Origin of the sequence: Acinetobacter sp. YH12227 (assembly GCF_013417785.1) — a bacterium.
Classification (GTDB): Bacteria; Pseudomonadota; Gammaproteobacteria; order Pseudomonadales; family Moraxellaceae; genus Acinetobacter; species Acinetobacter gandensis.
On the sequence record NZ_VPDH01000042.1, the window covers coordinates 19,959 to 33,623 of the forward strand.

Sequence of the window (13,665 nt, forward strand, 5' to 3'; positions counted from 1 at the left end):
GATTGGGTTTTTACATTAAAGAAGTCAGAGATAAATAAGGAAAAGGTGAAGGCTTTGAACCAGAAACAGACTGAAACTGATGTGATCATTATCGGTGGTGGGCAGGCCGCTTTATCTACCGCTTATTTTTTAAAGCGCAAGAAAATCCCATTCATTATATTGGATGAGCAAAATCAAGCGGGGGGTGCCTGACTGCATACCTGGGAGTCATTGCGTCTTTTTTCTCCTAATACCTGGAGTTCTCTATCCGGTTGGATGATGCCCATCACTGAACAGACCTATCCAACACGAAATGAGGTGATCCAGTATTTATCGGCTTATGAACAGAGATATCAATTTTCGATTGTTCGTCCAGTACATGTCGATCGTGTGGAATCGAAGGGAAAGTATTTAGACGTATATGCTGGAGAAAAGTTTTGGCGAGCCAAGGTGGTGGTCAGTGCAACAGGGACATGGCGCCAGCCGTTTATTCCTGATTATCCGGGACAGGAAAACTTTCAAGGCACGCAGTTACATTCAGCCCATTACCTGAATGCAGATCCATTTAAAGATAAGAAAGTCATCGTGGTGGGTGGTGGGAATTCGGGCGCGCAAATACTCGCTGAGGTTTCACAAGTTGCTGAAACCATTTGGGTCACAAAAACTCCGCCTCAATTTTTACCTGATGATGTCGATGGTCGAGTACTGTTTTTAAGAGCAACTGAGCGTTTAAAAGTACAACAAGAAGGAAGAAAAGTTGACCAGCCAATAGGTGGCCTAGGTGATATTGTGATGATCGATAGTGTCAAAGAGGCAAGGAATAGAGGAGTCTTACATAGCCGTCCACCTTTTCAATCTTTAGCTACAGATGCAGTTTTTTGGCCAGATGGAAAAAAAGAGAAAATTGATGTGATTATTTGGTGTACTGGATTTAAGGCTTCATTAAATCATCTAAAAAGTATAGATATAGTAGAGCGAGATAACTTTGTAGAAGTTCAAAATGGAAGGTCTATTAAGTTACCTAACTTGTGGTTAGTTGGATATGGAGATTGGACAGGTATGGCATCTGCAACATTAATTGGCGTTTCTAGAACAGCGAGAGCTACAGTAGATGAGATCTTCACTTATCTACAAGAAATTAATACTAAAAAATTTTCAGAATAATTATCCATATCGAGTATAAGAATTTTAGAATCGGTTTTGTGTCTAGGCTACTGGGAGCATTCCAATATTTTGATTATTATTTCACTAAAAGTGTCTACAAGATCATGCTATTCATTAAGCCATAATTTTTGATATTTAAACCTAATTTCATGAATTGCACTAAAAAGAGGGAACTCTTTCATAATTTATAATTAAATTAGAAGTTTTCTTAGGAAGCTGTTTAATATTATTGATATCTATGCAGTTTTCCTTGTAAAAGCACTTCATTTATAGTGAGTATTTCAATAAAATAAGGGAGCTAGCTCCCCTCTTTTATTCATTTGCTAATTAAAAATTACTCGCAACTTGATATGTGATGAATGAAAAGATGTAGGCTAATGCAAACAAATAAGTTGCCATAATGATGGGCTGTTTCCAGGTGCCAGTTTCTCGTCTAATTGTTGCTAACGTAGCAAGACAATGGGGAGCAAAAATAAACCATACCAATAATGATAAACCTGTGGCTAACCCCCATCCATCCGGGCCTGAAATTTGACTTAACAGACTTTGAGTTACTGTATCTTCATCACCTGACATCGCATAAATCACCCCAAGAGCAGCAATTACAACTTCCCTTGCTGCCATAGCAGGAATGAGTGCAATACATATTTCCCATGTAAACCCAATAGGCGCAAATATAGGATGAATTAAATGTCCTAACTGACCAGCTAAACTATAGTTAATGGCCGGCATGCTTGCATTATCTGGTGGTTGAGGGAACGTGACTAGCACCCATAACAAGATAGACAGTGCGACGATAATGCCACCAACTCGTTTTAAGAAAATAGTTGCCCTATCATATAAGCCTAATGCAATATTTCTAATATCTGGAATTCGGTATGTGGGAAGTTCAAAAATAAAAATACTTTCAGTTTTATCTTTTCGAACCAATTTCAGAAACACTGAAACTAATAACGCTGAGACTATTCCCGACATATAAAGACCAAAAAGGACTAATCCTTGCAGACTTAACCAGCCGTAGATTAATTGGTTCGGAATAAATGCCGCGATCAATAAAGCATATACTGGCAATCTTGCTGAACAGGTCATCAAGGGTGCAATCATAATTGTTGCTAATCGGTCCCGTTCAGAGCTGATACTTCTGGTTGCCATAATTCCGGGAATGGCACAAGCAAAACTGGATAGCAGAGGAATAAATGAACGGCCGCTAAGCCCGGCTTTAGACATTAATTTATCTAAAAGAAATGCTGCCCGGGGTAAATAGCCTGACTCTTCAAGCATTAAAATGAAGAAGAATAAAATCAAAATCTGAGGCATATATGCAAGCACGCTACCTGCACCAGCAATTACCCCATCCACAACCAAGCTTTTTAATAGAGGATGTTGGATTAGTGGTCCAATAAAATCACTGAGCCATGCGACAAAATTTTCAATGAATTCAATAAAAGGCGTTGCCCATATAAATACCGCCTGGAACATCACAAACATGGTTAAAGTTAAGATTACTAAACCCAATACAGGATGTAGAAAAATTTTATCTAGAAATGCGGTTCTTTTATCACCATTGTCATTATTTAAAATAACTTGTTTGGTGATTTGTTTGACCTGTTCAAAATGACTTAATTCAGAATGATAAGGAGTAATAAAAAGATTTTTTTGATCTAATTGATTAATTAAATCTTGAATTCCTTTTGTTTTAACTGCGACAGCTTCAACTACAGGGATACCTAACAGTTGAGACAGTTTATCCTTATCAATGGAAATACCACGCTTTTTGACCTCATCCATCATATTTAATACAAGAATCATAGGGCGATTTAAAGCACGAACTTCGAGAACCAAGCTCAAATGTAAGCTTAAATTTGTGGCATCTACGACGCATATAAAAATGTCGGGTAGAATTTCACCTTTTAGCTCGCCCAAACAAACTGCCCTGGTGACTTCTTCATCTAAACTACTAGGTTTTAAACTGTAAGTTCCGGGTAAGTCCAATACTCGTATTGCATCACCAGAAGGTAAGTTAAAAGAACCTTCTTTTCTTTCTACGGTAACCCCAGCATAGTTGGCAACTTTTTGTCGCGTACCAGTAAGTGTATTAAATAAAGAGGTTTTTCCGCAATTTGGATTACCGACTAATGCAATATTCTTAATCTTCATTGGATACTAACTCTACAAAAATTCTTTCAGCTTCATTCTTTCTTAATGCGAATCTTGAAGTTTCAATCTGAACTAAAACAGGATCTCCGCCAAAAACACCTTTAGCGAGTACTTGTAGAGTTTCACCCTCTCTAAAACCTAATAGTTGGAGCCGTTCCAATACGGGATCAGTGGTATGACTGTATTGATTACCTTTTTTGAGATCTCTAATTTTGACGATCTGATTTTGTTTAACTTGAAATAGATTCATTTTCGATACTCTTACTTCAAAGCCAAAATCTTTCGAGCACCATTAAGCACGAATAAAGAAACCAGGATGCCAATGATTAAGTCTGGATAAGCTGATCCCGTCCACGCCACGAGTACACCGGCAAATATAACGCCCATATTTACGACAACGTCATTCGCCGAGAAAATCCAACTGGCTTTCATATGTGCGCCATCTTCTCGATGACCAGAAATAAGATATAAGCATGTCACGTTAGCTATAAGTGCGAGCAGGCCAATAACAATCATGAGCGTTGATTCTGGCTCGCTTCCAAACATGAATCGTCTAATGACATCAATAATCACGATGACAGCAAGTAATAACTGAATCCAACCTGCGAAATGGGCTGCTTTCACTTGATATTTCGCAGCTTTTCCGACGGCATATAGCGCAATACCATAAACGGCTGCATCGGCAAACATATCTAGAGAATCAGCAATCAATCCTGTAGACGCAGCAATAATTCCGCTGATGAATTCTATAAAGAACAGTAGAGCATTAATGCCTAATAACAGTTTAAGTACTTTAGCTTGTCTCACAGGATCAGGTTCATTAGGTATATCGCCTGTAGAAAGCTGTGTTTCATCAAGTTTCGCCCCAAAACCCAGTCCTTCGAGTTTAGCCGTAATTTGCTGAATCCCTTCATTATGGAAGACTTTCAGTTTTCGATTGGGAAGATCAAAAGTAAGACCTTTAACTGCTTCAATATCTGCAAGAGCCATACGGACCATTTGCTCTTCAGCAGAGCAATCCATTTTAGGAATGGTATAGGTACTTGTTTGCTTAGCCTGTTGATTGCTTATATAAGTTTCAGTCTTCACAAGCTTTGCACCAAAACCCAAAGCTTCAAGTTTGGTAGTTATATTTTCATCTTTTTGATTATGTAGAACCTTTAAAGACCGGTTAGGTAAATCAAAGATGAGTTTTTGAACACCATCAATTGAAGATAGCGCCATACGAACCATCTGTTCTTCCGCAGAACAATCCATTTTGGGAACTAAGTATTCACTCATGTAGTGCGAATCTTTTAAAACGTTTTCAGTGCTTAAATTTTCTTTGGGATCAGAACCACAACAGGATTGAGCGGTATCTTCACAACTGTTTGAAGTGTTACAGCAAGGAGATGAAGATTTTTCTTCTTCCTCTTCACCACAACAGCTAGGCGTATTATCACAATTCTTTGAATTGCTTGCTTCTGCAATTGATGGATGATTTTCTTGTTGAGATTTCTTATCTTCGCATGGTGTTTCTTTACTACATCCACAGCCACTCATAGTTATACCCATTAAAAAAATTTATAAACTTTGAATATTAGAATCCCTATAGTTACTATAGAGTCAAGATTTTTTGGAAATACCAACTCAATGCATTTAAAAATTGGTGAACTCTCTAAAAAAACCTCATGTTCAGTATTAACAATTAGGTTTTATGAAAAGGAAGGTTTAATTCCGGAACCCGAAAGAACGGAAGGAAATTACCGCCTTTACGATATAGGCTATGTTGAGCGAATTAAGTTTATTTTGAATTGCCGAACTTTAAATATGAGTTTGAATGAAATTCGTCAATTACTCACCTATAAAGATAATCCCAAGAAAAATTGTTCAGATGTGAATGAATTAATTGACTTACATGTCAGTGCTATCAGAGAAAATATAATCAAGCAACAAAAGCTTATTGAACAATTATCTGATTTAAGAGGTACTTGTGATGGCTTATGTACAATTGACCAATGTGGAGTTCTAAAAAATCTAGCTTGATTATCTAGACCTATGCTTTTTTCAAAAATTCTGTATATCTTTACTTAAGGCTGCAAAAAGTTTAAGGTTACTCAAATTCTGTGATCAGATCTTTGATAGATCTGGACAGCTTCTTATTGGTGTTTTAAATACAGATTTGTGTATGAAGAGAAAAACATTTCTAATCCAGATATTGGTACTCTTATTCACATTCCAGAATATTTGGAGTGTGGCAGAGGCTGCGTGTCTGCATGAAATGCCAAACATACCCAATTCAATACTCTCTAATCCAATCGATTTAGACGAAAAGAGTGATAGTCCTCGTCAAGCACTTTATTCCCTAGAAAACTATAAAGAAATCTATGACTATTGTCAGAAGGTTTGTTTTAACGAAAAGTGCAGTCATTTCTCAAATACAATCGTGATTCAGATTGACCCACCCGATGATCTGAAGCTTAAAGCTAATTTTGAGACCGGCATTACCCCAACTTATTTGGGAATAACTTTTTATAAACCCCCTTATCTGGATCAATTAACCCCGCCTCCCGATTTGCCCCTACTATTGGTGGGGTAGTCTTATAAAAGCCCACCACTCCTAATTTCATTATGCGTGGGGCATTTTCATGTCAAAAAACAAATTACATCAGGATACCTCCATCCTGAATTTATCCTGGTCAGCCTTAGGTAGCGGTATCTTGCTATCTGCAATGATCAGCTTCAGTACTTCCGTAGTCGCCAGTACTCAAGATTTAACGCTGCAGCAAGCTATTGAGCAGGTTAACCAATATCAAGCGTCCCAAAATTTCTGGGAAACGCAAAACAGCATTAATGCCACGAATCTTCAGCAAAGTAAGCTGTTTAAAAATCCTGAACTGTCAGTTGAACAAACGGGATTTGGTTCAAATAATGAAAAAGAGCTTACCATTGGCATATCACAACCCTTGGATATTTTTGGTGAGCGAAGAGCAAACCAAAAATTAGCCAGTCTCTCTACAGATAAAACAGCGCTGAAACAGAAGATTTATCAAGCACAAATTGAGCTTGCAGTGAAATATGTATGGTCACAACTGGCCATTGCTGAACTTGAAAAAAACATTGTCAATGAACAACTTCGGGTGAGCCAAGAAAACCTTCAAGCAATCGAAAAGCGCTTTAATGCAGGCAGTATTGCCCAAGTAGATGTAAATCGCGCACGTTTAAGCCATGCTGAAAATATCCGTCTTTTTAGACAGGCAGACTTACAGGTACAAGTGGCCACCCAACAATTATCAAATTTATGGGGTACGTCTGATAAGTCATTGCAGGTAAACCTCTCTTCACAAAAGCTCTGGCCAAAATCGACTCATGAACAGGTTCAAGAATATTTAGCGGAAAACTACGTTGAGAAATATCGAGCTTTACTGGTATTAGAGTCTCAAGCAACGGTTGATCAACTAAGGGCAAAGGCACGTCCTAACCCCACTTTAAACCTAGGTGTCAACCGCACCCAATCCTTGGAAAACTCCACACAAAATCAATTAGTAGTCGGAGTCAGTGTACCGCTTAATATTTTCGATCGTCAGCAAAATGGCATAAAAATCGCGCAAGAAAAAATGAACTTATTAGAGCGTCAGAAAGAGTTTTATCTGAAGCAAAATGCGCTGCAAATAGGCACAATTTTAACCGAGTTGCAGGGTTTAGAGCTGCAATTCAAAGTCGTTGACGAGACTCAAATTCCTTTGGCGACTCAAGTTCAAAGTAAGACGCTACAAGGTTTCTTGGCAGGCAAGTTTGCTTTAACCGATGTTCAGCAAGCCACGCTTCAATTACAAGACATCCGTCTGCGTAAAGTCCAGTTGTTACGGGATGGCTGGCAAAAGGCCATTGAAGCAGAAAGTTTGAGCTTAGGCATTAGCCCAAGTGAAGTCATGTCGAAAGATGCTATTGCACAAATCAATCAAAACTTATGGCAAGACATACAGGCCATGCCTGTCATTGGTGGGGGAAATTAACATGTTCGATCTTAAAAACAGCTTAAAAAAACAGAGCGGAAAAATCTCTCAACCTCTACTGATTAGTTTGGTTATCGGCGCTACCGTACTCCTCAGTATTTTTTTGATCTTAACTGGTAAGAATAAATCGGAAACATCAGATGAACATGCAGAGGAAGAAAGCGGAGAAGAACATGGCGGTGAAACCGAAGAGCATGCAGAAGGTGTGAGCCTGACTGCCAAGCAACTGGTGGAACAGGGCATACAATTATCAGCGGTCGATCAAGGCCCGGTGGTTAAATTAAGTTCTTATCCTGCCAAACTGAATGTGAATACTGACCAGCAAGCGCACGTCTCACCGAGTTTTAGTGGTCATGTAGAAAATGTCTATGTAGAACTCGGTCAAAAAGTTCAGAAAGGACAGCCTTTGGCTGCGTTGCTTGTTCCTGATCTAGTTGATCAGCAGGCCAATCTTAAAATTGAACAAACCAACCTTGAACTGGCGAAACAAGACTATGATCGTGAGCGTCAGCTTTGGTCACAGGGCATTTCAGCAAAACAGGACTATCAACGTGCTTATAACAGCTATAAACGGGCACAAATTCAGGTTCAAGCGGCCCAATCACGTTTAAGTGCATTTGGTGCAGTGAATGCCAGTAACGGACGCTATATTTTGAAAGCTCCCATTTCTGGCGTGATCAGTAAAAAGGATTTGGTTCTCGGGGAAAATGTTCAGTTAGCCGATCAACTCTTTACGATAGACCGGTTAGATCAACTCTGGCTTGAGTTTATTGTTCCAAATTCTGAAATTATGGGCTTAGCCCCGAATCAAAAGATCGAATTTAAATCCTTGCAAACAGAAAAGGTTTATCAAGCTGTTATTCAGACTTTAAATACTGAAGCGGATATTCAAACAGGTCGTCTTCAGGTGCGAGCAAAAGTTGAATCGAATGCAACCGAATTACGTCCAAACTTGATGGTGAACGTACAGTTGCAACAACGGAGTGAAAGTACCGCATTACGGGTACTTAAGTCCGCAGTTCAGAATGTCGATGGAAAAGATGTGGTTTTTGTCGCCACTCAGCATGGACAAAAAGTTGAATTCAGTCCGCAACCTGTGAAATTAGGGCAATCATCTGGGGAGAGCCAATGGATTGAAGTGGTGAGTGGGCTTAGTCAGGGACAAAAATATGCCGCTCAAGGCAGTTTTTTACTGAAATCCGAGCTGGAAAAAGGAGAGGCTTCACATGAGCACTGAAACTCCTCAAATTCCAGACCACGAATCGGTAAAACCTGAAGGACTGTTTGATCGACTGATCCAGTTTTCTATCCATAACGCAATCTGGGTCATGCTGTTTATTGCGGCTTGGATTGCTATTGGTATTTATAGTTATCAAAAGTTACCGATTGATGCTGTACCAGATATTACCAATACTCAGGTGCAGATTAACACTTCAGCCAATGGTTTTACGGCTTTAGAAATGGAACAGCGGATTACATATCCAATCGAGAATGCCATGTCAGGCATGCCGAAAATGGAACAAACCCGTTCGATTTCACGCTACGGCTTATCGCAAGTGACCATCATTTTTGAAGATGGCACGGATATTTACTGGGCCAGACAGCTTATCAACCAGCGCTTGCAAGAAGCAATGGGAGAAATGCCTGAAGATGTGCAACCTAACATGTCGCCTATTTCGACAGGTTTAGGTGAAATCTATCAATGGGTGATTAAAGCCGAACCAAATGCTAAAAAGCCGGATGGAACCCCTTATTCGGCGATGGATTTACGTGAAATTCAGGATTGGATTGTAAGACCGCAATTACAGCGCGTAAAAGGCGTTGCTGAGATCAACAGTATCGGTGGCTTTAATAAAACCTATGTGGTTGCCCCTGATCTGAACCGATTGCAACAATTGCAAATTCCTTTGTCTGATTTACAAACTGCCTTAACAGAGAATAATGAAAACCGTGGTGCTGGCTATATTGAGAAAAATGGACAACAGCTAACGGTTCGTGTTCCCGGCACTTTAAACACGATTGAAGATATCCAGAACATCAGTATTGCCAATAAAAACGGCTATCCGATTCGGGTGGCAGATGTCGCCAATGTCTCAATTGGTCATGACTTAAGAACAGGGGCTGCAACCTATAATGGTGAAGAAACTGTATTGGGTATTGCCATGATGATGATGGGAGAAAATAGCCGTACCGTTGCTCAAGCCATTGATGAAAAGGTGCAATCGATCCAGCAATCGCTACCTAAAGGTGTGGTGATTGAGACTGTGTATGACCGTACGCATTTGGTTGATCGGGCGATCAAAACCGTTCAGAAAAATTTGATTGAGGGTGCAATCCTCGTCATTGTTATTTTATTTCTCTTTCTAGGTAATTTCCGTGCTGCGCTGATCACGGCTTGCGTTATTCCACTGTCAATGCTGTTTACCTTGACGGGAATGGCAGAGCAGAAGATTAGTGCAAATCTGATGAGTTTAGGGGCACTGGACTTCGGTATTATTATTGATGGTGCAGTGGTTATTGTAGAAAACTGTATCCGTCGGCTAGCAGAAGCTCAGAAGCTGAAAGGTGGTTTACTTAGCCGTTCTGAAAGATTTAAAGAAGTCTTCTTGGCTGCAAAACAGGCGCGTCGTCCTCTGATTTTTGGACAGTTAATTATTTTGGTGGTTTATCTACCTATCTTTACCCTGACGGGTGTAGAAGCCAAACTTTTCCATCCTATGGCAATGACTGTTGTACTGGCTTTAATTGGGGCCATGATTTTATCTGTCACTTTTGTGCCAGCCGCAGTTGCCCTATTTGTCACTGGAGAAGTCAAGGAAACCGAAAGTCGCTGGATGCATTGGCTTAAAACCAAATATGAACTGCTTTTAGATAAAGCCTATGAGCTTCGTTTATTTGTGACTATTGTGGCTGCCTGTATTTTAGTGCTTACGGGCGTGCTAGCCACTCAAACAGGTAGCGAGTTTGCACCTCAACTGGGTGAAGGTGATTTTGCTGTTCAGCAAATGCGTTCCCCAAGTACAGGGTTAGAACAGTCACTGAGAATGCAGGAAAATACTGAAAAGTTACTGTTGAAAGAATTTCCTGAAATTAAAGCGATCTTTGCTCGTACCGGTACAGCAGAAGTGGCCACAGATGTTATGCCACCCAACATTTCAGATGGCGTGGTACTGTTAAAACCTCATGATGAATGGCCTGATCCAAAACAAACGATTGATGAGCTTCGCCAAAGAATGATTACTTTCTTAGCGACATTGCCGGGAAATAACAGTGAGTTCTCGCAACCCATTGAACTGCGCTTTAACGAGTTAATTTCAGGGGTGCGAAGTGATGTGGGTGTCAAATTATTTGGTGATGACATGGAGATTCTAAATCGCGAAGCGAATAAAATTTCTCAAAAAATTAACTCAATTTCAGGCGCGACAGCCGTTAATGTAGAACAGACCAGTGGCTTACCCTTGTTGAATGTAGAGGTGGATAAGTCCAGAGCTGCACAATATGGCTTGTCGGTAAGAGCAATTCAGGATCTGGTAGCTACAAGTGTCGGTGGCCAGAATGTTGGAACAATTTTACAGGGAGACAAGCGTTTTGATTTTGTCATCCGTCTAGATGAATCCCAGCGTAGTCCTGAACAGTTAGCGGTACTTCCTATTCAATTGCCGAATGGTGGTTTAGTCCAACTGCAAGATGTGGCACGCGTTGAAAATATCCTGGGTATTAATCAGGTCAGCCGTGAAAATGGTAAACGTCGAGTGGTTATTACTGCAAATGTAGAAGGACGTGATTTAGGCTCATTCGTAACAGAGCTTCAGAGCACGTTATCCAAACAGGAATTACCAAGCGGTTATTGGATAGATTATGGCGGTCAATTTCAAAATCTGATGTCTGCAAAAGCGCGTATGCAATTGGTGGTTCCGCTCGCATTGTTGACGATCTTTATTTTATTGATGGCTGTATTCCATAATATCAAAGAAAGCTTACTGGTCTTTAGTGGTGTACCGTTTGCCTTATGTGGAGGCTTAATCGCGTTGTGGTTGCGTGACATTCCATTATCCATGTCAGCAGGGGTTGGCTTCATTGCACTATCGGGGGTGGCTGTACTGAATGGCTTAGTCATGCTCACCTTTATCAAAGAGTTGCGACAACAATATGACCTTTATTATGCAACGTGGCAGGGTGCAATTTTGCGTCTTAGACCTGTGCTGATGACCGCTTGTGTGGCGTCCCTTGGGTTTGTCCCGATGGCTTTGGCAACCGGAACTGGGGCAGAAGTACAGAGACCTTTAGCAACAGTGGTTATTGGAGGAATTATCTCCTCTACCCTGCTTACATTGGTTTTATTGCCCGTACTGTACCGCTGGATGAATGAAAAGAAAGTTTCTTAATCCAATAGATTAGTCGATTTACAGCAGAGATATTGGCTGTTATCCAATATCTCTGCTCATCATAAATAGAATAAGGAAAATATTTTATGTCAGAACATCATGATCATAGCCATGCGGTTGTTACTGAAGAAAATAGTAAGAAGTTAATGGTTGCCTTAGGTTTAACGACTACTTTTTTAATAGTAGAAGTTGTCGCTGCTTTTATTACCCAAAGTTTGGCTTTGTTATCTGATGCAGCTCATATGTTTACTGATGTAGCCGCTTTAGCTATTGCTCTTGCCGCTATCAAAATTGGTAAAAAAGCCGCAGATGATAAAAGAACTTTTGGCTATCAGCGATTTGAAATTTTAGCGGCTCTGTTTAATGCGGTGATGCTTTTTGTGGTAGCAATATATATTGTATATGAAGCTTATCAACGTTTTACGAACCCTGCTGAAATTCAAAGTGTTGAAATGATGATTGTCGCGGTCATTGGTTTGGTCGTAAATTTGATTTCAATGAAAATCCTTTCTGCTAGTGCTGAAGGAAGTCTAAATATAAAAGGTGCATATTTAGAAGTTCTTAGTGATGCTCTAGGATCGATAGGCGTGATTATCGGAGGAATAGTTATTTATTTTACCCAGTGGATGTGGGTTGATACCGTAATCGCTGTGTTAATTGGCTTCTGGGTCTTACCTCGAACTTGGATTTTATTAAAACAAAGTATTAATATTCTGCTTGAAGGAGTTCCTGATGAGATTGATATTGAGTCGTTAAGAAATGATTTATTGAAGCTAGAGGGCGTTGAAGGGATTCATCAGTTGAAAGTCTGGGCTATATCCTCAAAAAATATTCATTTAACTGCTCATTTGGTTGCTCCGAATAGCAATACAGATCAACTCTATCAAAAGGCCTTAGAAGTTCTAAAACATAATCATAATATTACTGAAATTACGTTACAAATAGAAAGTAAGGAATGTAATACATTGGAACAGCATAAACATTAAAGTGCTGCTCTTTCTACATAATGGACAGATGACTAGGCTGATAAACCTTACCATTTTCCTGTATTACACTTCTATTTATCACACGCACTTTAAACACCATCCTGAGACATTTTAAAATTACAAGAATGTAATTTATGAGTCCTCTGGGTGTTAATTCTTTAAAGTTAGAATATCTAACAAGTATTAAATGAGAGTAAATAAACATGCTATTCAAAAATAAATTTTGTACTAAATTACTGTTAATTAGTGCATTCTTTAGTATCGCAAGTTTTAGTTATGCAGATGGCGGCTTGTTATTTCTTGAAAAGAATTTAAAAGCTTCTAAAGTTGAAAATTCTAAACAAAAACAAGTTAAAAATAATGAATCAAATGAATCAAATGAATCAAATGAATCAAATGAATCAAATGAATAGTTGGGTTGCATAAATAAATCAATTAGACTTATTCATTCAGCAATATAATTCCTGAATGAATAAGTTTATAACTAAAACCGGCTTTGTTGCATAAACATTCAAAAGCTGAGTTTTCCCCAATCCATTCAAATTTAAGTGACAACTTGGGTGTGAGGTCTACCTAATTCCGTAAATCTATTCAGAACTGCCACACGCGCATGAACTTCATTGACCTGACTTTGAAAATGTCTTGCCGTCAGCTTATCTCCTAATAATTTGATGCAATGCATCTTGGTTTCCACCAAACTGCGACGGTGATAGCCCGACCATTTTTTCCATAGGGTTCTGCCTAAATGCTTAACCGTTTGAAGTAACTCATTTCGTTCTATTGAACTGATTTTAGAATCTTTCCAGGGCTTGGCATTCTTCCTGGGTGGAATTACGGCACTGTTGCAAATAACCACGAATGGTAAGCTGAAGGGCACTGTTGCAAATAACCACGAATGGTAAGCTGAAGACTGTTTTAGCTAAAGGTGCAGCATATGAATCCTTTCCATGGTCGGCATTTTCAGGGCGAAATCATTCTTTGGGCTGTGCGCTGGTATTG

The 13,665-nt window shown here is 39.5% G+C and carries 10 protein-coding genes and 2 pseudogenes; 8 read left to right on the forward strand and 4 right to left on the reverse strand.

The window, feature by feature from the left end; translation table 11 throughout:
- Window positions 1-54 precede the first annotated feature (54 nt).
- A pseudogene (locus FTV09_RS10640) lies at window positions 55-1,143 on the forward strand (ArsO family NAD(P)H-dependent flavin-containing monooxygenase).
- Between the two features lie 327 nt (window positions 1,144-1,470).
- On the opposite strand, the gene FTV09_RS10645 reads toward FTV09_RS10640, so the two are convergent.
- The 3 genes from FTV09_RS10645 to FTV09_RS10655 are packed head-to-tail and all read right to left on the reverse strand — an operon-like array spanning window position 1,471 to window position 4,842.
- Window positions 1,471-3,300, reverse strand: coding sequence for a ferrous iron transporter B (locus tag FTV09_RS10645; protein ID WP_180058289.1), 1,830 nt, complete (start codon window positions 3,298-3,300; stop codon window positions 1,471-1,473).
- Entirely contained in the window at window positions 3,290-3,550 is a 261-nt protein-coding gene (locus tag FTV09_RS10650; protein ID WP_004665962.1) for a FeoA family protein, read from the reverse strand. The genes FTV09_RS10645 and FTV09_RS10650 overlap by 11 nt, the downstream gene beginning before the upstream one ends.
- 11 nt (window positions 3,551-3,561) lie before the next feature.
- Window positions 3,562-4,842: a cation transporter gene (locus FTV09_RS10655; RefSeq protein WP_005407391.1), complete on the reverse strand. Its 1,281-nt coding sequence runs from the start codon at window positions 4,840-4,842 to the stop codon at window positions 3,562-3,564.
- A 90-nt stretch (window positions 4,843-4,932) separates the two neighbouring features.
- On the opposite strand from FTV09_RS10655, the gene cadR reads away from it, so the two are divergent.
- The 7 genes from cadR (at window position 4,933) to FTV09_RS10690 (ending at window position 13,079) form a co-directional block, all read left to right on the forward strand.
- Window positions 4,933-5,325: a Cd(II)/Pb(II)-responsive transcriptional regulator gene (cadR, locus tag FTV09_RS10660; RefSeq protein WP_004281856.1), complete on the forward strand. Its 393-nt coding sequence runs from the start codon at window positions 4,933-4,935 to the stop codon at window positions 5,323-5,325.
- Window positions 5,326-5,467: 142 nt separating this feature from the next.
- Window positions 5,468-5,878 (forward strand): hypothetical protein, encoded by a 411-nt coding sequence (locus FTV09_RS10665; RefSeq protein ID WP_004733191.1) that lies wholly within the window; start codon window positions 5,468-5,470, stop codon window positions 5,876-5,878.
- Between the two features lie 49 nt (window positions 5,879-5,927).
- Window positions 5,928-7,295, forward strand: a complete 1,368-nt coding sequence (locus tag FTV09_RS10670) for a TolC family protein (protein ID WP_004281854.1) — start codon at window positions 5,928-5,930, stop codon at window positions 7,293-7,295.
- 1 nt (window position 7,296) lies between these two features.
- Window positions 7,297-8,532, forward strand: a complete 1,236-nt coding sequence (locus FTV09_RS10675) for an efflux RND transporter periplasmic adaptor subunit (protein WP_004281853.1) — start codon at window positions 7,297-7,299, stop codon at window positions 8,530-8,532.
- A complete protein-coding gene (locus tag FTV09_RS10680) occupies window positions 8,522-11,680 on the forward strand; it encodes an efflux RND transporter permease subunit (RefSeq protein WP_004733184.1) in 3,159 nt (1,052 codons plus the stop codon). Before FTV09_RS10675 ends, FTV09_RS10680 begins: the two co-directional genes overlap by 11 nt.
- Before the next feature lie 86 nt (window positions 11,681-11,766).
- On the forward strand, window positions 11,767-12,666 hold the full coding sequence (locus FTV09_RS10685; RefSeq protein ID WP_004733183.1) for a cation diffusion facilitator family transporter: 900 nt from the start codon (window positions 11,767-11,769) through the stop codon (window positions 12,664-12,666).
- Window positions 12,667-12,869: 203 nt separating this feature from the next.
- Window positions 12,870-13,079 carry a hypothetical protein gene (locus FTV09_RS10690; RefSeq protein WP_106439075.1) on the forward strand — a complete coding sequence of 70 codons (210 nt, stop codon included), beginning with the start codon at window positions 12,870-12,872 and terminating at the stop codon, window positions 13,077-13,079.
- Window positions 13,080-13,210: 131 nt separating this feature from the next.
- On the opposite strand, the pseudogene FTV09_RS10695 reads toward FTV09_RS10690, so the two are convergent.
- Window positions 13,211-13,504 (reverse strand): annotated as a pseudogene (locus tag FTV09_RS10695) (IS5/IS1182 family transposase); the annotation flags it as partial.
- Between the last annotated feature and the right edge of the window lie 161 nt (window positions 13,505-13,665).

Bases quoted from the DNA above. Each gene is read 5' to 3' on its own strand.
- FTV09_RS10675 (WP_004281853.1), top strand. From the start codon at position 7,297: ATGTTCGATCTTAAAAACAGCTTAAAAAAACAGAGCGGAAAAATCTCT.
- FTV09_RS10645 (WP_180058289.1), bottom strand. From the start codon at position 3,300: ATGAAGATTAAGAATATTGCATTAGTCGGTAATCCAAATTGCGGAAAA.
- cadR (WP_004281856.1), top strand. From the start codon at position 4,933: ATGCATTTAAAAATTGGTGAACTCTCTAAAAAAACCTCATGTTCAGTA.
- FTV09_RS10655 (WP_005407391.1), bottom strand. From the start codon at position 4,842: ATGAGTGGCTGTGGATGTAGTAAAGAAACACCATGCGAAGATAAGAAA.
- FTV09_RS10680 (WP_004733184.1), top strand. From the start codon at position 8,522: ATGAGCACTGAAACTCCTCAAATTCCAGACCACGAATCGGTAAAACCT.
- FTV09_RS10690 (WP_106439075.1), top strand. From the start codon at position 12,870: ATGCTATTCAAAAATAAATTTTGTACTAAATTACTGTTAATTAGTGCA.
- FTV09_RS10685 (WP_004733183.1), top strand. From the start codon at position 11,767: ATGTCAGAACATCATGATCATAGCCATGCGGTTGTTACTGAAGAAAAT.
- FTV09_RS10670 (WP_004281854.1), top strand. From the start codon at position 5,928: ATGTCAAAAAACAAATTACATCAGGATACCTCCATCCTGAATTTATCC.
- FTV09_RS10650 (WP_004665962.1), bottom strand. From the start codon at position 3,550: ATGAATCTATTTCAAGTTAAACAAAATCAGATCGTCAAAATTAGAGAT.
- FTV09_RS10665 (WP_004733191.1), top strand. From the start codon at position 5,468: ATGAAGAGAAAAACATTTCTAATCCAGATATTGGTACTCTTATTCACA.